The sequence below is a fragment of the Streptomyces sp. KMM 9044 genome, from assembly GCF_024701375.2.
Lineage (GTDB): Bacteria > Actinomycetota > Actinomycetes > Streptomycetales > Streptomycetaceae > Streptomyces.
Map to the genome: position 1 here is coordinate 4,334,505 of NZ_CP113910.1, position 18,507 is coordinate 4,353,011.

At 71.9% G+C, this 18,507-nt stretch carries 16 protein-coding genes and 2 pseudogenes; 8 read left to right on the forward strand and 10 right to left on the reverse strand.

Annotated features, from left to right (window positions below; genetic code table 11):
• Positions 1–52 precede the first annotated feature (52 nt).
• Entirely contained in the window at positions 53–598 is a 546-nt protein-coding gene (locus HUV60_RS19590) for a MarR family winged helix-turn-helix transcriptional regulator (RefSeq protein WP_257848554.1), read from the reverse strand.
• 139 nt (positions 599–737) lie between these two features.
• Between HUV60_RS19590 and HUV60_RS19595 the strand changes: the two genes are divergently transcribed.
• Positions 738–1,523, forward strand: coding sequence for a dioxygenase family protein (locus HUV60_RS19595; protein ID WP_257848555.1), 786 nt, complete (start codon positions 738–740; stop codon positions 1,521–1,523).
• Between the two features lie 47 nt (positions 1,524–1,570).
• Here the strand turns inward: HUV60_RS19595 and HUV60_RS19600 are convergent.
• Positions 1,571–2,143, reverse strand: a pseudogene (locus HUV60_RS19600) (GNAT family N-acetyltransferase).
• Positions 2,144–2,346: 203 nt separating this feature from the next.
• Here HUV60_RS19600 and HUV60_RS19605 point away from each other — a divergent pair.
• The 6 genes and pseudogenes from HUV60_RS19605 (at position 2,347) to HUV60_RS19630 (ending at position 9,708) form a co-directional block, all read left to right on the forward strand.
• Positions 2,347–3,345, forward strand: a complete 999-nt coding sequence (locus HUV60_RS19605) for a sigma-70 family RNA polymerase sigma factor (RefSeq protein WP_257848556.1) — start codon at positions 2,347–2,349, stop codon at positions 3,343–3,345.
• A gap of 607 nt (positions 3,346–3,952) precedes the next feature.
• A pseudogene (locus HUV60_RS19610) lies at positions 3,953–4,593 on the forward strand (TetR/AcrR family transcriptional regulator).
• A 330-nt stretch (positions 4,594–4,923) separates the two neighbouring features.
• Entirely contained in the window at positions 4,924–5,685 is a 762-nt protein-coding gene (locus HUV60_RS19615) for a DeoR/GlpR family DNA-binding transcription regulator (RefSeq protein ID WP_257848557.1), read from the forward strand.
• Positions 5,682–6,629 carry a 1-phosphofructokinase gene (pfkB, locus tag HUV60_RS19620; RefSeq protein ID WP_257848558.1) on the forward strand — a complete coding sequence of 316 codons (948 nt, stop codon included), beginning with the start codon at positions 5,682–5,684 and terminating at the stop codon, positions 6,627–6,629. Before HUV60_RS19615 ends, pfkB begins: the two co-directional genes overlap by 4 nt.
• A gap of 190 nt (positions 6,630–6,819) precedes the next feature.
• Positions 6,820–9,111: a PTS fructose transporter subunit IIABC gene (locus tag HUV60_RS19625; RefSeq protein ID WP_257848559.1), complete on the forward strand. Its 2,292-nt coding sequence runs from the start codon at positions 6,820–6,822 to the stop codon at positions 9,109–9,111.
• A gap of 198 nt (positions 9,112–9,309) precedes the next feature.
• Positions 9,310–9,708, forward strand: coding sequence for a hypothetical protein (locus HUV60_RS19630; RefSeq protein WP_257848560.1), 399 nt, complete (start codon positions 9,310–9,312; stop codon positions 9,706–9,708).
• A gap of 43 nt (positions 9,709–9,751) precedes the next feature.
• Here HUV60_RS19630 and HUV60_RS19635 read toward each other — a convergent pair whose 3' ends face one another.
• Positions 9,752–10,507, reverse strand: coding sequence for a DUF6227 family protein (locus HUV60_RS19635; protein ID WP_257848561.1), 756 nt, complete (start codon positions 10,505–10,507; stop codon positions 9,752–9,754).
• 370 nt (positions 10,508–10,877) lie between these two features.
• A complete protein-coding gene (locus tag HUV60_RS19640; RefSeq protein ID WP_257848562.1) occupies positions 10,878–11,903 on the reverse strand; it encodes a P1 family peptidase in 1,026 nt (341 codons plus the stop codon).
• Between the two features lie 175 nt (positions 11,904–12,078).
• Here HUV60_RS19640 and HUV60_RS19645 point away from each other — a divergent pair, with 175 nt between their 5' ends.
• Positions 12,079–12,255 (forward strand): hypothetical protein, encoded by a 177-nt coding sequence (locus HUV60_RS19645; RefSeq protein ID WP_257848563.1) that lies wholly within the window; start codon positions 12,079–12,081, stop codon positions 12,253–12,255.
• Positions 12,256–12,282: 27 nt separating this feature from the next.
• Here the strand turns inward: HUV60_RS19645 and mscL are convergent, their stop codons facing one another.
• The 6 genes from mscL to HUV60_RS19675 all read right to left on the reverse strand — a co-directional run bounded on the left by mscL (position 12,283) and on the right by HUV60_RS19675 (position 18,482).
• The gene (gene mscL, locus HUV60_RS19650; protein ID WP_257848564.1) at positions 12,283–12,789 is read right to left on the reverse strand and encodes a large conductance mechanosensitive channel protein MscL; all 507 of its coding nucleotides are present in this window, start codon (positions 12,787–12,789) and stop codon (positions 12,283–12,285) included.
• 141 nt (positions 12,790–12,930) lie between these two features.
• Positions 12,931–13,434, reverse strand: a complete 504-nt coding sequence (locus tag HUV60_RS19655) for a hypothetical protein (RefSeq protein ID WP_257848565.1) — start codon at positions 13,432–13,434, stop codon at positions 12,931–12,933.
• Positions 13,435–13,713: 279 nt separating this feature from the next.
• A complete protein-coding gene (locus tag HUV60_RS19660) occupies positions 13,714–14,556 on the reverse strand; it encodes an S-methyl-5'-thioadenosine phosphorylase (protein WP_257848566.1) in 843 nt (280 codons plus the stop codon).
• Positions 14,557–14,661: 105 nt separating this feature from the next.
• Positions 14,662–15,030, reverse strand: coding sequence for an FmdB family zinc ribbon protein (locus HUV60_RS19665; protein ID WP_257848567.1), 369 nt, complete (start codon positions 15,028–15,030; stop codon positions 14,662–14,664).
• Positions 15,031–15,328: 298 nt separating this feature from the next.
• On the reverse strand, positions 15,329–16,621 hold the full coding sequence (locus HUV60_RS19670) for an MFS transporter (protein WP_257848568.1): 1,293 nt from the start codon (positions 16,619–16,621) through the stop codon (positions 15,329–15,331).
• 310 nt (positions 16,622–16,931) lie between these two features.
• Positions 16,932–18,482, reverse strand: a complete 1,551-nt coding sequence (locus HUV60_RS19675) for a potassium/proton antiporter (protein ID WP_257848569.1) — start codon at positions 18,480–18,482, stop codon at positions 16,932–16,934.
• Between the last annotated feature and the right edge of the window lie 25 nt (positions 18,483–18,507).

The window sequence follows — 18,507 nt, forward strand, 5'->3', positions numbered from 1 at the left end:
GGGAGGGGACGCCTCGTCCGTACGGCTTCCAGGGCCTGCCCCGGCTTCGCGCTCAGCGGAGCCAGGGCAGGTCCGCACCCGCTTCGCTGGGCTGGAGTCCCTCGGCGACGATCTGCATGATCTCGCCGAGGGACTTCTGCTGTTCGGGGGTGAGCCGGTCGAAGAGCGCCTGCCGTACGGCCTCCACGTGCCCCGGCGCGTTGCGGCGCAGCACCTCGTAACCGTCGTCAGTCAGGACGGCGAACTGGCCCCGCTTGTCGGACGGGCACTCCTCGCGGCGCACCCAGCCGTTCTTCTCCAGGCGGGCCACGGCGTGCGAGAGCCGGGAGCGGGTGATCTTCGCCAGCATCGCGAGCTCGGTCATCCGCAGCCGCCGCTCCGGTGCCTCGGCGAGCTTGACCAGCAGGCCGTAGTAGAGGTGAGGCATGCCCGCGTCCCGCTGGAGCTGGCGGTCGAGGTGATCCTCCAGGAGGGTGCTGGCCTCGATGTACGAGCGCCAGACGCGCTGTTCCCCGGCGCTGAGCCAACGGGGTTCGTCGGTGTCTGCCGGTCCGGGTTCCGGGCCCGGCGCCGCTGCGGAAGTGGGTGCCGTCGTCATGAGGTCCACTCTACGACCCTTCTTATTTAATATTAAATAAAATCGCGGTAGGGTCCAGGTTGGAGGTTGACTTTTCAAGTAAAACCTTCGGTCGCCCCACCAGCCGGATCCGTACCGATCGCCGGAAGGAGTCGCAGCCATGACCGCCGCCACTCGGGAACGCATGCCCGCGCTGTACCTCAGTCACGGCGCCCCGCCCCTGGCCGACGACCCCGTCTGGCCCGGCGAGCTGGCCGCCTGGTCCGCCGGACTGCCCCGCCCGAAGGCGATCCTCGTCGTCTCCGCCCACTGGGAGGAGGCCCCGCTCGCCCTCGGTGCCACCGCGACGGTTCCGCTCGTCTACGACTTCTGGGGCTTCCCCGAGCACTACTACCAGGTGAAGTACGGTGCCCCCGGCGCTCCCGTGCTCGCCGCCTCCGTACGCAAACTGCTGCGTGCCCCCGGCGTCCCGGTGCAGGACGTTCCCGACCGGGGGCTGGACCACGGTGCCTACGTCCCGCTGGTCGAGATGTTCCCCGAGGCCGACATCCCGGTGCTCCAGGTCTCCATGCCGACCCTGGATCCGGTGAAGCTGATGGACATCGGACGCAGGCTCGCGCCGCTGCGCGACGAGGGCGTGCTGATCATCGGCTCCGGATTCTTCACCCACAACCTGGCCGCGCTGCGGCAGGGCGGCATCCCCAGGTGGTCGGCCGAGTTCGACGACTGGGGGCGCCGCGCGCTGAACACCGGTGACGTGGACGGACTGCTCGACTTCGCCCGCAGGTCCCCGGCGGGCATGCTCGCCCACCCGCGCACCGAACACTTCGCACCGCTCTTCGTCACCATGGGCGCGGCCGACGCCGCCGGCGACCTGGACACGCAGCGGTCGGTGATCGACGGGTTCTGGCTGGGGATGGCCAAGCGATCGGTGCAGTTCGGCTGAACTCTTTGAGGGGTACCGGCCTCCCGGGGCCCGGTGACCGCCGGCGGCTACAGCTCCTTCTCGTACCAGGCCACGTCCCAGGAGCGGTCGAACTTGCGTCCCACCTCGCGGAACGTGCCCGTGGGCCGGAAGCCGAAGCGCTGGTGCAGCCGCGTGGAGGCCTCGTTCGGCTGGGCGATGCCCGCGTAGGCGCGGTGCAGGTCCTCGCCCGCCAGGGCCTCGAACAGGGCTGTGTAGAGCAGGCTGCCGATTCCGCGGCCCCCGGTGTCCGGGGTGACGTAGACCGTCGTCTCCACCGATGTCGCGTAGGCGGGCTTCGCCCGGAAGGGGCCGGAGGTGGCGTGGCCGAGGATCCGCTCGGTGTTCGCGGCAGTGGCCGTTGCCGCGCCAACGGCCACAGGCGTGGCCGTGACCGCAGGCGTGGCCGTGGCAACCGTCAGGCGGTACGGGCCGTCTACAGGGTGGGAGAGCAGCCATGGGCGGCACTCGTCAGGGGTGAGGGCCGCGGTGTCGAAGGTGATGGGCGTCTCGCGCACCTACTGGTTGTACAGATCGGTGAGCGCTGCCAGATCGCCCTCGGCCCCTGGCCCGACCTGGACCTTCGCGTAATCCGACGACATCTTGACCCCCTGCGGCCCGACAGGATACTGCATGATCAGAAAATTCGGGGGACGGGTGGGGGAATTCTGTCCTGATTCCAGTCGTTGTTTCCAGCAGATGCCGGGCACCCGGGCAGAGTCCGAAGTGAGAGACCGGGACCCTGCCGTATATGCCAGGCCTCCGCAGAACCGCCCGCTGACCTCATCATCGTAAGGGAGCAAGCATGGCAACCCGTGCCGTCGCCCGTCGTAAGTCCGCCTCCGGCGAGACGGCCGACTCGGCAAGCAGTGTTCGCGCCCATCGTGGCGAGATCGCCGACCGCGACCTGGTCGGCATGTACCTCGACGAGATCGCGCGCACGCCGCTGCTCGACGCCGCCAAGGAGGTCGAGCTGTCCCAGATCATCGAAGCGGGTGTGTTCGCGCGGCAGATCCTCGACGGCGCCGAGGAGAACAAGCCGGGTGCCACCACCGAGGAACTCCAGGCGCTGTACGACGCGAGCGAGCGGGCCAAGGACGTCTTCATCCGCTCCAACCTCCGCCTGGTCGTCGCGGTGGCCCGCCGCTACCCGCGCAGCGGCCTGCCCCTGCTCGACCTGATCCAGGAGGGTAACGCCGGCCTGGTGCGCGCGGTCGAGAAGTTCGACTACCGCAAGGGCTTCAAGTTCTCGACCTACGCCACCTGGTGGATCCGTCAGGCCATCACACGGTCGATAGCCGACCAGTCCCGCACCATCCGTCTGCCCGTCCACCTGGTGGAGGAACTGGGCCGGATCCGGCGCGTGCAGCGCGAGTTCAACCGTGAGCACGGGCGGGACCCGGAGCCCGTGGAGATCGCCGCCGAGCTCGGTTCCACACCGGAGCGCGTGACGGACGTGCTCGACTGGGCCCGCGACCCGGTCTCGCTGAACATGTCGGTGGACGACGAGGGCGAGACCCAGTTCGGCGACCTCCTCGAGGACACCTCCGCGGTGTCGCCGGAGCAGTCGGTGCTGACGCTGCTGCGCAGTGAGGAACTGGACGACCTCATCGGCCGCCTCGACCAGCGCACGGCCTCGATCATCAAGATGCGCTACGGCATCGAGGACGGCAGGGAGCGCACCCTGACGGAGGTCGGCAAACAGCACGGCCTGACCCGCGAGCGGATCCGGCAGATAGAGAAGCACGCGCTGATGGAACTGAAGAAGCTGGCCCGCGGCACCGGGTTCGACGCGGCGGCGTAGAGTCGGCGCCGGGTCGGCCCGGTTCAGGTGCAGGGCCCTTGGGGCGCCCGGTGGTGAAATACGGCGCAAATATGACGTCCTGTCACTGCTTCGATCCGCTGGACCAGGGAACAAGAATGCAGAGCCCGGAAGTTGTGGGGCCGGGGTATGCCGGAAGTCCGGATACCCCGGGACCCCGGGCACCGTCCCCTGGACGACCCTCCCGAGCCACGTCCCGTCGCACCACCCCCCCGGCGCCGGGACTTCCCAAGCCGGGTCCGGCACCCCCCCCCGGGTGCCGGACCCGGCTTTCCCCTGTGCGGGACGGGAGAGCGGGCCACCCCGAACCTGAACCCCGGGGTGGCCCGCCAGATGGCAGACTGTGTCACATGGGCATAGCCTGCCGGGCGTGAGCAGCAACATCGTCCCGCCGTCTCCTCCGGGCTCACTGACCGAGGACTCTGCTGCGCAATTACCCGGCGTGATGACGCCGTGCCGATACGGCCTTCAGAGCGCGTCGCAGATGCAGGCAGGCCGGGCGCGGCCGAGCCCTGAAAGCACGGCACGTGATCGCTCGCCGAATTGAGCAGCAGAGTCACCCACCGAGCGGCGCAAAGCCGAAACCCGTATGGAGATCGCCCACGCGGCGGCCGGTCTCTTCGTCCGCCAGGGCCTGAAGGCCACCCGTACCGAGGACATCGCGCAGGCGGCGGGCATCGCCCCGCGCACCTTCTACCGGTATTTCGCCGCCAAGGAGGAAGCCGTCGCCCCGCTCTACGAGGCCGTCGCCCGGCGCTGGGTGGAGGCGGTGCGGGCTGCGCCGCCCGGGACGTCCGTACCACAGGCCCTGGAGGACGCCACGCGGTCCATGCTGAGGCCGGGTGCGGGAGTGTCGGCGGATTCCTGGGTGTGGGTGCGCACCCTGGTCCGCCTGGCCCACTCGAATCCCTCCCTGCGCAGGGTGTGGGCGGAGGTCTGCCAGACATCGGAGCGCGCACTGGCGGAGGTGCTGGCGGCGTGGGCGCCGGCCGCCCCGGCGGCCGACAGCGATGCCGGGCACGCCGAGCGGACCGTCGGCGCCCCCGACGCCGCCGCGGACGCGCGGCTGCGTTTCGCCGCCGCCGTCGCGATGGCCGCCCTCCGCGCGGCCGTGGTGGGCTGGGCGGGGGCGACGGTCCGGGCGAGGGCCCGCAGGGGCCGGCGGAGCTGGCCGTGGCCAACCTCGCGGCCCTGCGTCACTTCCCGTGGGGCGACCTGACGGCCTCCTGACGGCCTCCTGACGGCCTCCTGGCGGCTGCAGGGCGTCCGAACCGGGGCTGCCGCCCGGTCCCCGCCCCCTCCCGTCACCCGTGTTGCCCGCGCGGCCCGCGTCGCCGGAGGAGGCGGGCTCGCCGATGGCGGGGAGGGGCGTCCGCACCCGTGTCCTGTCTGAACTCCGGCTGTGCTGGCCGTGGAGAAGAAGGAGGAAACGGACACACCGTATGCCCGTTCACGCCCGTTCGTGCCTGGTTGGGTCTGTTCCCGTTTACTTATTGGGCGATCCGGCATAATCTTCGAGAGGAAACCACACGTTCGGGCATGGTTCGGAGGTGAGTGGGCATGTACGCACCAGAGCGGCAGCAGGAGATCCTGCGGCTGGCCCGGGACAGCGGCCGGGTGGATGTGGTCTCGCTGGCCGAGCAGTTCCAGGTGACGGCGGAGACGATCCGCAGGGATCTGAAGTCCCTCGATCGAGCGGGAGTCGTCCGCAGGGTGCACGGCGGGGCGATCCCGGTCGGGCGCCTCGACTTCGAGCCCGACCTCGCCGAGCGCGAGACCACGGCCGCGGGTGAGAAGGACCGTATCGCCAGGGCCGCCCTCGCGGAACTTCCGAACGACGGCACGACGATCGTCGACGCCGGCTCGACGGTGGCCCTGCTCGCCGCCGCCCTGCCTGCGGAGTCCTCACTCACCGTCGTCACCCACAGCCTGCCCATCGCGGCCCGGCTCGCGGACCATCCCGGTGTCCAGCTGCACCTGGTCGGAGGCCGCGTACGGCACCGCACCCGGGCCGCCGTGGACGCCTGGGCGCTGCGCGCGTACGGAGAGATCCGCGCGGACGTGCTGTTCGTCGCGGCCAACGGCTTCTCCGCCGAACACGGTCTGACCACGCCCGACCTCGCCGAGGCGGCGGTGAAGCGCGCGGCCATGGCGGCCGCCCGCCGGGTGGTGCTGCTCGCCGACTCCTCCAAGCACGGCCAGGAGCACTTCGCCCGCTTCGGCGCCCTGAACGACGTGGACCTGCTGATCACCGACAGCGGGCTGAGCCCCGAAGACGCCCTCGCGATCGAGCGCGGCGGCACGGAAGTAGTGCGTGCATGATCCTCACCGTCACTCCCAACCCGTCCCTGGACCGTACGTACGAGATTCCCGCGCTGGAGCGCGGCGAGGTCAACCGGGCCACCGGCGAGCGCGTGGACCCGGGCGGCAAGGGCGTCAACGTCTCCCGTGCCGTCGCTGCGGCCGGCCGGCGCACCGTGGCCGTGCTGCCGCTGGGCGGCGCGCCGGGCGCCGTGGTCGCCGGACTGCTGGACGCGCAGGGCATCGAGGTCGCTCCGGTGCCGGTGGCCGGAGCCACCCGTTCCAACATCTCGCTCGCCGAGGCGGACGGCGTCCTGACGAAGATCAACGCGCCCGGCCCGGAGCTGACCGAGGCCGAGCAGGAACTGCTCCTGGAAACGGTCCGCCGGCAGTCACGTGGCGCCGACTGGATCGCCTGCTGCGGAAGCCTGCCGCGGGGCCTCGCACCCTCCTGGTACGCCGATCTGGTCGCGCGGGCGCACTCCGCGGGCGCACGTATCGCCCTGGACACCTCCGGACCGGCGCTGGCCGCGGCGCTGCGCGAGCGGCCCGACGTGGTGAAGCCGAACGCCGAGGAACTCGCCGAGGCCGTCGGGTGCCCGCTGACCACCGTGGGCGACGCGGTGAAGGCGGCCGAGGAACTGCGCGGGATGGGCGCCCGTGCCGTGCTCGCCAGCCTGGGCGCAGACGGGCAGGTACTCGTCGACGAGCACGGCGCCTGGTTCGGCTCCGCCCGGGTGGACGTGGTCCGCAGCAATGTGGGAGCGGGCGACTCCTCGCTCGCAGGCTTCCTCATCGCCGGCGGGCACGGACCGGAGGCGCTCGCCTCGGCGCTCGCCCACGGAGCGGCCGCCGTCCAGACTCCCGGCAGCGTGATGCCCACGCCGGGCGACCTGGACCCGGCTGCGGTCACGGTCACGGTCACGGTGCCGGTGGACCGCGTACTGAAGGAGCCGGTGACATGAGCACCGATGTTCATGAGGCCCCGTCAGCCCTTACCGCCCCCTCGGTCACCTCCATTCCCCACACCCCCAATACCTCCACTACCCCCACCACCCCCACCACTGTCCCCACAATCCCCCACCGAACCACCGTCCCCGTTCACCCTTCCGCCCACCTCATGTCAAGGGCGATACGCGTGCGAAGGAGCCCGCGATGAGCGAGATGATCACCGCGGATCTGGTCGACCTCGACCTGTCCGCCGACACCAAGGAAGCGGCGGCGCAAGCCCTCGCCGAGCGGATGGTGACCCTGGGCCGGGTGACCGACCTGGGGGGCTTCCTCGCCGATGTGGCCGCCCGTGAGGCCCAGATGCCCACCGGCCTCGACGGCGGCATCGGCATCCCGCACTGCCGCAGCGAGCACGTCACCGAGCCGACGCTGGGCTTCGGGCGCAGCGCCGCCGGGATCGACTTCGGTGCTGCGGACGGGCCCGCCGACCTGATCTTCCTGATCGCCGCTCCGGCTGGCGCGGACGACGCGCATCTGACGATCCTCTCCTCGCTGGCCCGGAAACTGATGAACGCAGAGTTCACCGACGGGCTCCGCGCGGTCGGCGACGCCGAGCGCGCCGCTGCGCTCATCCGCGGGGACGATCAGCCGGCCCCCGCCGGGACCGCGGCCGCCGCCGCTGACGCGGTGGACACGGCTGACGCGTCCGGCCCGGGGGCCTCCGACAGCCCCGCAGGGTCCACGGACTCCACGGACTCCACGGACTCCACGGACTCCACGGACTCCACGGACTCCACGGACTCCACGGACTCCACGGACTCCACGGACTCCACGGACTCCACGGACTCCACGGACTCCACGGACTCCACGGACTCCACGGACTCCGTGGCGGCGCCGGTGGCGGCCTCCGCCGGCGCCGCCACGGGCACCACGGGCGACGGCACCCGGGACGCGGGGACGTCCGGTGCGGGTGCGTCCGGCGAGAGCGCGCGCCTCTTCCGGATCGTCGCCGTCACCTCTTGTCCCACCGGCATCGCCCATACGTACATGGCGGCGGAGTCGCTGGAGAACGCCGGCCGGGAAGCGGGCGTCGAGATCGCGGTCGAGCCGCAGGGCTCGGCAGGCTTCACCCGGCTCGACCCGGCCGTGATCGCGGCGGCGGACGGTGTGATCTTCGCCCACGACGTGCCCGTCCGGGAGAAGGAACGCTTCGCGGGCAAGCCGACCGTCGACACCGGCGTCAAGGCGGGCATCAACCGTCCCGCCGAGCTGATCGACGAGGTCCGCGGCAAGGCCGAGCGCGGCGAGGCCACCGCGGCTGCCGCACCCGGTGACAGCCCCGTGGACCGCGCCGGCGAACCTGGTGAGGGCTACGGCACCAAGCTGCGCAAGTGGCTCATGTCCGGCGTCAGTTACATGGTCCCGTTCGTCGCGGCGGGCGGTCTCCTCATCGCCCTCGGCTTCGCGATCGGCGGCTATGAGATCAACGAGGCGCCGTCGGTGACGGAATACTTCGCGTGGGCCCAGGCCGACAGCTGGGGCGCCCTGCTCTTCCAGATCGGCGGTGTCGCCTTCGGGTTCCTCGTCCCGGTCCTGGCCGGCTACATCGCGTACGGCATGGCCGACCGGCCCGGACTTGTGCCCGGCTTCGTCGGCGGTGCGATCTCCCTCACCGTCAACGCCGGTTTCCTCGGCGGCCTCGTGTCCGGTCTGATCGCCGGTGCGGTCGTGCTGGCGATCCAGCGGGTGCGCATCCCGGTGGCGCTGCGCGGCATCATGCCGGTGGTGGTGATCCCGCTGGTCTCCTCGGCGGTGGTCGGCTTCCTGATGTTCGTGGTGATCGGAAAGCCGATCGCCGAGGCGCAGAAGGCCATGACGGACTGGCTGAACGGTCTCACCGGCACCAACGCCATCCTGCTGGGCACCCTGCTCGGCCTGATGATGTGCTTCGACCTCGGCGGCCCTGTCAACAAGGTCGCGTACACCTTCGCCACGGCCGGTATCGCGGTCGCGAGCCCCAGCGACTCGGCGATGAAGATCATGGCCGCGGTGATGGCGGCCGGCATGGTTCCGCCGCTGGCGATGGCCCTGGCCACCACGGTCCGCGGCAAGCTCTTCAACCGGACCGAGCGGGAGAACGGCAAGGCCGCCTGGGTCCTGGGAGCCTCCTTCATCTCCGAGGGCGCGATCCCGTTCGCGGCGGCCGACCCGCTGCGCGTGATCCCCGCCTCGATGGTGGGCGGCGCCGTCACCGGTGCCCTGTCGATGGCCTTCGGCGCCACCCTGCGCGCGCCGCACGGCGGCATCTTCGTGGTCCCGCTGATCGGCAACCCGCTGCTCTACCTGATCGCCATCGCGGCGGGCGTCTGTGTCACGGCGGCCCTGGTGATCGTCCTGAAGGGCCTGCGCAAGCCGGTTCCGGGAGCGGACGGCGCGCCCGGCGGCGAGAGCTCGGCGGCCCCGGTGGCGGAATCGAAGCAGCCGGTCGCCGCGTGACGCGGGAACGGGCGGCACGGAAGCGGGGGCAGCGCGGAAGCGGGTAACGGCCGCGGACAGCGGACGGGGCGGCAGGGTTGGCGAAACGCCCCAATGTGAACAGGTGAGGCTTTCGCAGCCAAATGGCTCAACTGCGATATAGATCACGTTCCTCACGGTCCGGGACCAAAGTCCCGGACCGTGAGGTGTACTGGGCGCATGCCTGAGCGCGACTCGATCTTGAGAGTGACGGGCGCCACCGTCCTCACCCTGGTGGCCGCGGCCTGCACGGCGGGCCTGGCCGGTGTCCTGCGCCGGGACCACAGGCGGGTGCGGGGAGGTGGCGTCGGCTTGCGGGTGCGGACGCTGGCCCGAGCGGGAGCACAGTGGGTGCCCGGAGGGGTGGGAGGGCGGGGCGGGGACGTCGGCCCTCGCCCGCATCGGAAGCCGAAGCCGGGGCGCGGCGTTCCGGGGCCGCAGGAGGCGCGGGCACTCCGGACGATTCCGCGTCAGCGGCGGACGGGCTCGTCGGCGGAGCAGGTGCGGCTCACCCAGGCCGAACGCGAGGCGTTCGCCGCCCTGGTCCGGCGCTTCACCGGTGGCCGGGAAACACGATGACGGCGGATCACGGGTCACGGGCCGGGGGGCCGGGTCCTGGTGGTCAGCGCACCTGTGCCGCGCGACGCTCCATCGCCTCACGGGCGGCGTCCTCGGTGAGGTACACCTCGCACATGTGCCGCCCGTCGGGAGTGGCCGTGTGCTCCACCTCCCAGAGGGAGACCTCCGCACCGTCCCGCAGCAGGAACGCGTGCTCGTACAGCGAGAAGGACGGTCCCGGGCGACCGGGGCCGCCCACGGTGGACGGGCGGCCGAAGGCCTGGGTGATCTGGTGGGCGGACGCGGTGGTCAGCAGCGCGGCCGTCCCGGGACCCGGACGGTCCGTGTTCTCCGCCCGGCGCAGTAGGCGGCGCGCGTGGTCCGCCGAACCGTCGGGGACGTAGACGGGCCGGGGCGCGGGAATCTGGGACAGCTGCATCACCACCGGCAGTTCGAAGTCCGGGGTCTCCGGCGGCAGCGGCAGCCGGGCTGTGGCGACGCCCAGCTCCTCCTCGTCCATGTACACCTCGTGCTGCGGCTCGCCGCCCGGAGTCGTGTTGTGGGCCAGTTCCCAGAGCGTGAGCGCCGAGCCGTCGGCGAGCAGCCAGGCGTGCCGGTACGTCTCGCGGTGCAGACCGGCGCTGTGGTGCGCGGAGTGCAGCGAACTGTCGTGGGCCAGCGCGCAGTCGAGCAGGCGTACTGCCTCGTCGGGCAGTTCGAAGGAGTTCAGGGCACGGCCGAGCAGTCGCGCGAGATGCTCCTCAGGAGACTCGGGCGAGTCGGCTGGTTCGTGCGCTGCCGTCTCGTGCGGAACGCTCAAGGTTCCTCCCGGCGTCGCTGCATGTCACCTAGTGGGTGCATACCGTAGCCCCTCGGGCGGACATCATGTCCGGGAACTGAGAAAACGTACGGCATCGCAACGGACGGACCGCGCGAAGAATTCCCGTCCGTCCCCGCCGGGCACCCGTACTCCCTGTTCAGACGCCACCCCTGCCGCTCGCCGCCGACCCGTCGGCCGCCGGTCACGCACTCTGCTCAGCGGTCGGCTTTCTCCGCTCATCGGACATCCCGCCGACCCGCCCGACTCCCCTACGCTTCCCCGGCCGGCGCGCCACACGCCTCCCCGCCCGGTTCGTCATACGACTTTCCGTACGCCTGTCCGAACGGTCGTCCGTGCCGCCTCCCTTCCCCTATCCGTACAACTCCTCGTGCGACGGCCAGGTTCCGCCCGGCCCGTCCACCGACTCGGCTGCGCGCAGGGCCCGTACGATCGCCCGGGTGACCAAGTCGGCGCCCGCAGCGAGGATCTCGTTCAGGGCGAGCGGGTTCGCGGCGTCGAGCGGGCGGGCGCCTGTGGCGAGGGTGAACACCGTGTCCCCGTCGTTGAGCAGGTGCACCGGCCGCACCGCCCGCGCGATGCCGTCGTGCGCGGTGCCCGCCAGCTTCTGCGCCTGCGCCTTGGACAGGTCCGCGTCGGTGGCGACCACCGCGAGCGTGGTGTTGAGCGGCTGCGGCCCGTTCTGCTCCGCGATGCCGGAGAGCCGCCGGACCGCCGCCGCGTGCACCTCCGCGTCCGGATGACGCACCCGGCCGCCCTGGAAGAACTCCCCGTACAGGATTCCGGTTTCCGGGTCCAGCGCCGACCCCGCCGCGTTGGCCACCACCAGCGCGGCCACCGTGATCCCCGAGTCCAGCACCGTGCTCGCGGTGCCGATTCCGCCCTTCACCGCTCCGACGACGGCCCCCGTACCGGCGCCCACGCACCCCTCCGGCACCCGCGCCCCCGGCGAGGTCGCCGCGGCCGACTCGACCGCCGCACGCCCGGTGGACGCGTCCGGCCGGGCCCCGAAGTCCCCGCCCCGGCCCAGGTCGAAGACGCACGCGGCCGGTACCACCGGCACCACATGCGCGGGATCCGGGCCGACGCGCACCCCGCGCCCCTGCTCCTCCAGCCAGGCCATCACCCCTGACGCCGCGTCCAGTCCGTAGGCGCTGCCACCGGTCAGGACGAGAGCCTCGACCCGCTGCACGAGGTTGCGGGGATCGAGCGCGTCGGTCTCCTTCGTACCGGGACCGCCGCCGCGCACATCCACGGCGGCCACGGCCCCGCCCTCGGGCGCGAGCACCACCGTGGTGCCGGTGAGCAGGCCGTCGCCGGTACGGGTCGCGTGTCCCACCCGCACACCGGCCACATCGGTCAGAGCGTCAACAGTCATGGCGTCAGTCTCGCGCGGTCGCCGTCGGAGCGGGGAGCCGCCACCGGGAGCAACCGGGGAGAAGGCACCGGGGAGAAGGCACCGGCGAGAAGGCACCGGCGAGAAGGTACCGGCGGGGAGCCGAGGGAGAAGCCGCCGGCCGGGGAAGGTTCCACCGGGGCCGTACTCTGGGCGTATGAGCACTGTCCCCGATCCCCGGCCGCGCGAGCCGGAACCCGAGCTGGTCTTCGACGATCCGCTGGACCAGCCGTCCGCAGACGACACCGACCGGGGGTGGGGCGACCGCCCGTCCGGCGACAGCGCGTCGGATCTGAAGCGCTTCCTCGACGAGAAACCGCCCCACCACATCTGACCCGGGTGCCGTGCGGGCCGGTGCCGGCTATCGCTCGCCGTACCCCGGGCCGTCACCACGTCCCGCGCCCTCGTCGCGCCGCGGGCCGCGCTGTGCCACCAGCTCGTCGCGGATCTCCTTGAGTACTTCGAGCTCGGATATCTCGATGATCTCCTGCGTGTCCTCCTTCGCCTTCCTGCGGGCCTCGACCCGGGCCAGGTACCGGGCCATGGGCATCACCATCAGGAAGTAGACGACCGCGGCCGTGACCACGAACTGGAGCGTCGCGCCGAGGACCGAACCCCACAGAATCCTGACGCCCGTCGCGGCGTCGCCGGTGCCCGTGCAGGGGCCCTTCAGGCACGAGCTGTAGGTGTCCAGGTTCTGCGTGCCGAAAGCGCCGACCAGCGGATTGATCATCCCTTTCACCACCGCGTTGACGATGTTGGTGAAGGCGGCGCCGATGACCACGGCCACAGCCAGGTCGATGACGTTCCCCCGCATCAGGAAGGCCTTGAAGCCCTGCCAGATGCTGGTTTCGTTCTTCTCGCTCACCCCGGGGCTTCCTTTCGTATGTGTGACGCCGGGAACCAAACGCTCCGCAACCTACGTCAGAGCTCCGCCGAACCGTGCGGTTGGGTCCCTTGAACGAGGCACTCGACACGGGCCCCGCGCCATCGGCCGAGAAGGGCCGGCTCACCACAGGGTCACCGCCAGTTGTGAGGTGGTGCTCGCGCCGGCGAGGCCGGCCGCGGTGGCGCGCGGAACCGACAGCACCACCAGCGCCCCGCCCGTGCCCGTGTCCTCCAGTGGTTTCGGCACCTCGGCGACCCGCGCCCCACGGGCGACCACCCGGGCCCCACCGTCCGTCCCCCGCTCCCCGGCAGCGACGACATCGACCCGGTCGCCCGGCCTCAGCAGCCGCACGGTGGCCGCGTCGGCGATCCGCACCGGCGCCGTGACCCGCGCTCCCGCGCGCTGCGCCCGTACGGCACGGTCTCCCGTGGACGCCGGCCCGGCGTGGGTGCTCGAAGCGCCGTCGGGATGCCCGCGCGGCCGGTCCGCGTCCCGGGGGCCCGCCGCCACCAGCGCCACCGCCGTGACGACGAGCCCGACCGCCGCTGCCCGCCTCCGGTGCCGGACCAGCCGAGCCGACCGAAGAAGCCCGCCCCGTACCCGCACCGGCGCGAAGTGCGGCACCTCGCAACGCGGCGGGACACCGGCTCCGGGCGGGTGCGGGACAACGGCGGGGCGGGAGAAAGGGGGCGCGGGGGAGGGAGACGGAGAAACGGAGGGGAGGGACGGAGGAAACTGCACGGGACCACCACCTGCGACGAGGGAACGGCTTGCGGACCCCACGATGGGGCTTCCCGCCGTTCTCCGTCGGAGCCTGTGGACAGACCACAGCCTGTGGAAAACTTCCTCACCCGAACGTGCGCCGCGCCGCGAGCCCCGCGACGGCTGCCCCCCCCGTCGGCCCTACGGCAGAGCGAACCCCGGATCCACCCCGCCCAGCGCCGAGGCGCACGGGCAGTCCCGTCCCTCCGTCGCCGGCAGCGCCGCCACCGTGTCGAAAAGCACGTTCCGCAACCGGTCCACGTTGTCCGCGAACACCCGCAGCACCTCGTCGTGCGAGACGCCCTCGCCGGTCTCGGCACCGGCGTCGAGGTCGGTGACCAGGGCCAGGGACGTGTAGCAGAGCTCCAGTTCACGGGCGAGCGCCGTCTCGGGGTGGCCGGTCATGCCCACCACCGACCAGCCCTGCGCCTGGTGCCACAACGACTCGGCGCGGGTGGAGAACCGAGGTCCCTCGACCACGACCAGCGTGCCGCCGTCCACCGGCTCCCAGTCCCGCCCGCGCGCCGACTTCAGGGCGGCTGCCCGGCCGACAGGGCAGTAGGGGTCGGCCAACGACACGTGCGCGACGTTCGGGACGGTGCCGTCGGGCCGGGGCAGCCCGTCGAAGTAGGTGTTCGCCCGGGACTTCGTACGATCCACGAGCTGGTCCGGGACCAGCAGTGTCCCCGGCCCGTACGCGGGCCGCAGCCCGCCCACCGCGCACGGCCCGAGCACCTGGCGCGCGCCGACCGACCTGAGCGCCCACAGGTTGGCCCGGTAGTTGATCCGATGGGGCGGCAGATGGTGACCGCGCCCGTGCCGGGGGAGGAAAGCGACCCGCCGGCCGGCCAGTTCACCGAGGAAGAGGGAGTCACTGGGCGCCCCGTACGGGGTGTCCACCTGAACCTCGGTCACGTCGTCGAGGAAGGAGTAGAAACCGGAGCCGCCGATCACGCCGATCTCGACGTTCGCCTTGTTCGCCATGCTCCGCACCCTAACCGGCCCCGGAAACGCCGAGGACCCCGTCGTCGTACGACGACGGGGTCCCGCAGGGGAATTCGGCCTCAGGCGGCGCGCAAGGATCCGGCCTCAGGCGGCTGTGCTGCCGGCGGTGCTGCTGCCGGCACTGCCGGATCCGGACGACGAGCCGGAGCCCGGGTTCGAGCCGGAGCCCGAGGAGGACGAAGCAGAGGAGGACGAGGAGGGCTCGGAGGACGAAGACGAAGACGAACCCGTCGACGAACCGGCCGTCTTCGACGCCGTGGCGCTGCTCGACGAGGAACCGCGGCTGTCGTTGCGGTAGAAACCGGAGCCCTTGAAGACGATGCCGACCGCCGAGAACACCTTCTTCAGGCGACCCTGGCAGTTCGGGCACTCGGTAAGAGCGTCATCGGTGAACTTCTGCACCGCCTCGAGGCCCTCGCCGCACTCGGTGCACTGGTACTGATAGGTGGGCACTGTCTTCCTCCTGGCACTCTCACTCGATGAGTGCTAACGATCGTCAATGGTAACCCGTGCCGCAAGTGGTCGGCGTAACGCACGTCACCCCGCCGCGGTGGCGGCGGGAGCGTGACCGCCGTGAGGACGGGCCTTCGCGTGTGCCCGGCCCGTGCTCCGCGCGGACCCCGGACGCGTCCTCGAGCGTGTCTTCGCAGGCGGGAGCCATCTCCGGGGAGCCGCCACCACCCCACGCGTGCGCGCGGGCGGGCCTGGAAAGGGGCCTGCCCGGCGCCCTTCGCGACGGCCTGCCGATGCGTCACATCTCACTGACCCCGACGGGGTCGCGCCGGGCCGCGCCGCGCGTGACCTCGCGGGTCGTCCGGGGCGGCGCCAGCCGTGACCGCAGGGCCAGCAGCGTCACCAGGGCGAGCACGGTGCCGCCCATCGGCACCAGGAACCCGGCGCCGGTCCAGAGGCTGTCCTCCAGTTGCCCGGAGACCGTGACCGCGGTCGCCTGGCCGAGGGCCACCGCGCCGGTCAGCCAGGTGAAGGCCTCGGTACGGGAACCGGCCGGGACCAGGTCGTCGACCAGCGTGTACCCGGTGATCAGGGCGGGTGCGATGCACATGCCGACCAGGAGACCGAGACCGGCGAGGAGCAGCGCGGAGTGGGCGGTCCACAGGGCGGAGGCGGTCACCGCGAGCGCCGCGTACCCGATGACCAGGCGCCGCTGGGGGGCGGTCTTCCAGGCGATGGCGCCGCAGGCGATGCCGGAGAGCATGTTTCCCGCGGCGAAGACGCCGTACAGGATGCCGTTCAGCCCGGGTTCGCCGATCGACTCGGTGTACGCGGCCAGCGACACCTGCATGCCGCCGAAGACGGACCCGATGCCCAGGAAGATGACGATCAGGACGCGCACCCCGGGGACGCGCAGCGCAAAAGCGTGCTCCACGCGCGCGTGCCCGCGGGCGGCCACCTCGGGCTGTGTGCCCTTCTGAGCGGCGAACAGCAGACCGCCGGTCAGGGTCAGCGCGGCCTCGGCCACCAGGCCCGCCGCCGGGTCCACGGCCGTGCACAGGGCGGTGGCCAGCAGCGGCCCGACGACGAAGGTCAGCTCGTCGGTGACGGACTCGAAGGCCGCCGCCGTGGTCATCAGCGGGGAGTTCTTGAGCTTGACGCCCCAGCGGGCGCGCACCATGGGCCCGACCTGGGGCACCGAGGCGCCGGTGGGCACGGCGGCGGCGAACAACGTCCACAGCGGGGCGCCGTTCAGCGCCAGCGCGGTCAGGGTCAGCCCGGACAGGGTGTGTACCAGGACACCGGGGACGAGGACGGCGCGCTGTCCGTGGCGGTCGGCGAGCCGGCCGCTGTAGGGCGCGAACACGGCCATGGCGACGCCGGTGACCGCCGCGACGGCGCCGGCCGCGCCGTACGAACCGGTGGTGTGCTGCACCAGCAGCACGATGGAGAGGGTGAGCATCGCGAACGGCTGGCGTGCCGCGAAGCCGGGGAGCAGGAACGTCCAGGCGCCGCGCGTGCGCAGCAGTCGGCCGTATCCCGGACGGGAGGTGGCCGCAGGGTCCTTCGACGTGGTGACCGTGGATGCCACGGCCCGTGCCTTTCTGCCGCCTGGTGGCGCGGGGGTCCCTGGTGTCGGGCGCGCCGAGAGCTGTCCTCTTGCGCTGACTGCGGTAGATGCCGGTGCCACAGCTCAGGGCGTGCCGGCCGCCATACGGTCGCGCCAGCTCTGCGTCAGGCAGAGTTGGTTCGATCTGGGTATCGCTTGCATGGTACAGGCGGTCCCAGGTATACACAGGCGCCAGGCGCTTGTGATCCTGTGAAAGTGGGCGCAGGAGTGCTGCGGCCCTGTGAATGACGGGTTGTGCCCGACCCGCGCGAACGACGCCGGAAGTGACGTTTCAGCCCCCGCCTCCGCTCCTCCGGTCGCCCCCGGGCCTCGCCCCGTCCGCCCCCAGCCAGCCGGCCAGTTTGCCGCCGCGGCCCACCGCGCGGAGCCGGCGTTCGACCGCGTCCCGGACCGGGTCGGTGGCGACGACGAGCAGTTCGTCCCCGCGCCGCAGGATCGTCGTCGGTCCCGGAACGAACGAGGTGCCCCCACGCACGACGAGCGTGACAGCAGCCCCCTCCGGCAGCCGCAGCTCGCCGACCTCCACGCCGTGCATTCTCGATCCCTCCGGGACGTCGACCGACAGCAGATGTCCGCGCAGCCGCTCCAGGGGCGCCGACTCGATGCCCAGGTCGGCGGCCTCCGCGCTCTCGCCGAGCCGCAGCGTGCGGGCCAGCCACGGCAGCGTCGGTCCCTGGACGAGGGTGTAGACGACGACAAGGATGAAGACGATGTTGAAGATCGACCGGCTGCCGGGAACGCCCTGGACCATCGGAATCGTCGCCAGGATGATGGGCACGGCGCCGCGCAGCCCGGCCCAGGACATCAGCGCCTGCTCCTGCCAGGGCACCCGGAACGGCACCAGGCACAGCACGACGCTCAGCGGGCGGGCCACCATGGTCAGCACCAGCCCGATGATCAGTGCGGGCACGATGTCGTCACCCAGCTCGTGCGGGGAGACCAGCAGGCCGAGCAGGACGAACATGCCGATCTGGGCGAGCCAGCCGAGCCCTTCGGCGAACCCGCGCGTGGCGGGCCAGTGCGGCAGCCCGGCGTTGCCCAGCACCATCGAGGCGAGGTAGACGGCGAGGAAGCCGCTGCCGTGGGCCATGGCGCCCGCCGCGTAGGCGGTGGTGGCGATGGCCATGACGGCGATGGGGTAGAGACCCGAGGCGGGCAGTGCCACGTGCCTGAGCCCCAGGGAGCCCAGCCGGCCCACGGCGAGTCCGATGACGGCGCCGATGGCCAGCTCCAGGGCGATCTCGCCGAGCAGGACGTACCAGTGCTCGATCGGGCCTGCCGTGGAGAAGGCGAGCACCAGGATGACCACGGGGGCGTCGTTGAAGCCGGACTCGGCCTCCAGCGTGCCCGTCACCCGTCCGGGGAGCGGGATGCGCCGCAGTACGGAGAAGACGGCCGCCGCGTCGGTCGAGGACACCACCGCGCCGATGATCAGCGCCTGCCGCCACTCCAGCCCGATCAGGAAGTGCGCGGCCGACGCGGTGACACCGACGCTCGCCGCGACGCCGACGGTCGCGAGGACGGCGGAGGCGGGCAGGACGGGTCGGATCTCCGTCCACTTGGTGCCCAGACCGCCCTCGGCCAGGATCACGACCAGGGCCCCGTACCCGATGACCTGAGTCAGCTCGGCGTTGTCGAAGTGGATGCCGCCGATGCCGTCCTGGCCCATGGCGATACCGATGCCCAGGTACACGAGCAGGCTGGGGAGCCCGCTGCGCGAGGAGATCCGGACCGCCACGACGGCGACGAGCAGGACCAGCGAGCAGACGAGCAGGAGCTGGTTGAGGTGGTGGACAGTCGTGGCCGTTCCCTTCCCTGGCACCCGCGCGGTGCGCCGGGCTCCGGTC

What these genes read in the sequence shown, in the direction of transcription:
- HUV60_RS19590 (WP_257848554.1), bottom strand. Translation starts at nt 598, where the DNA reads ATGACGACGGCACCCACTTCCGCAGCGGCGCCGGGCCCGGAACCCGGA.
- HUV60_RS19595 (WP_257848555.1), top strand. Translation starts at nt 738, where the DNA reads ATGACCGCCGCCACTCGGGAACGCATGCCCGCGCTGTACCTCAGTCAC.
- HUV60_RS19605 (WP_257848556.1), top strand. Translation starts at nt 2,347, where the DNA reads ATGGCAACCCGTGCCGTCGCCCGTCGTAAGTCCGCCTCCGGCGAGACG.
- HUV60_RS19615 (WP_257848557.1), top strand. Translation starts at nt 4,924, where the DNA reads ATGTACGCACCAGAGCGGCAGCAGGAGATCCTGCGGCTGGCCCGGGAC.
- pfkB (WP_257848558.1), top strand. Translation starts at nt 5,682, where the DNA reads ATGATCCTCACCGTCACTCCCAACCCGTCCCTGGACCGTACGTACGAG.
- HUV60_RS19625 (WP_257848559.1), top strand. Translation starts at nt 6,820, where the DNA reads ATGAGCGAGATGATCACCGCGGATCTGGTCGACCTCGACCTGTCCGCC.
- HUV60_RS19630 (WP_257848560.1), top strand. Translation starts at nt 9,310, where the DNA reads ATGCCTGAGCGCGACTCGATCTTGAGAGTGACGGGCGCCACCGTCCTC.
- HUV60_RS19640 (WP_257848562.1), bottom strand. Translation starts at nt 11,903, where the DNA reads ATGACTGTTGACGCTCTGACCGATGTGGCCGGTGTGCGGGTGGGACAC.
- HUV60_RS19645 (WP_257848563.1), top strand. Translation starts at nt 12,079, where the DNA reads ATGAGCACTGTCCCCGATCCCCGGCCGCGCGAGCCGGAACCCGAGCTG.
- HUV60_RS19660 (WP_257848566.1), bottom strand. Translation starts at nt 14,556, where the DNA reads ATGGCGAACAAGGCGAACGTCGAGATCGGCGTGATCGGCGGCTCCGGT.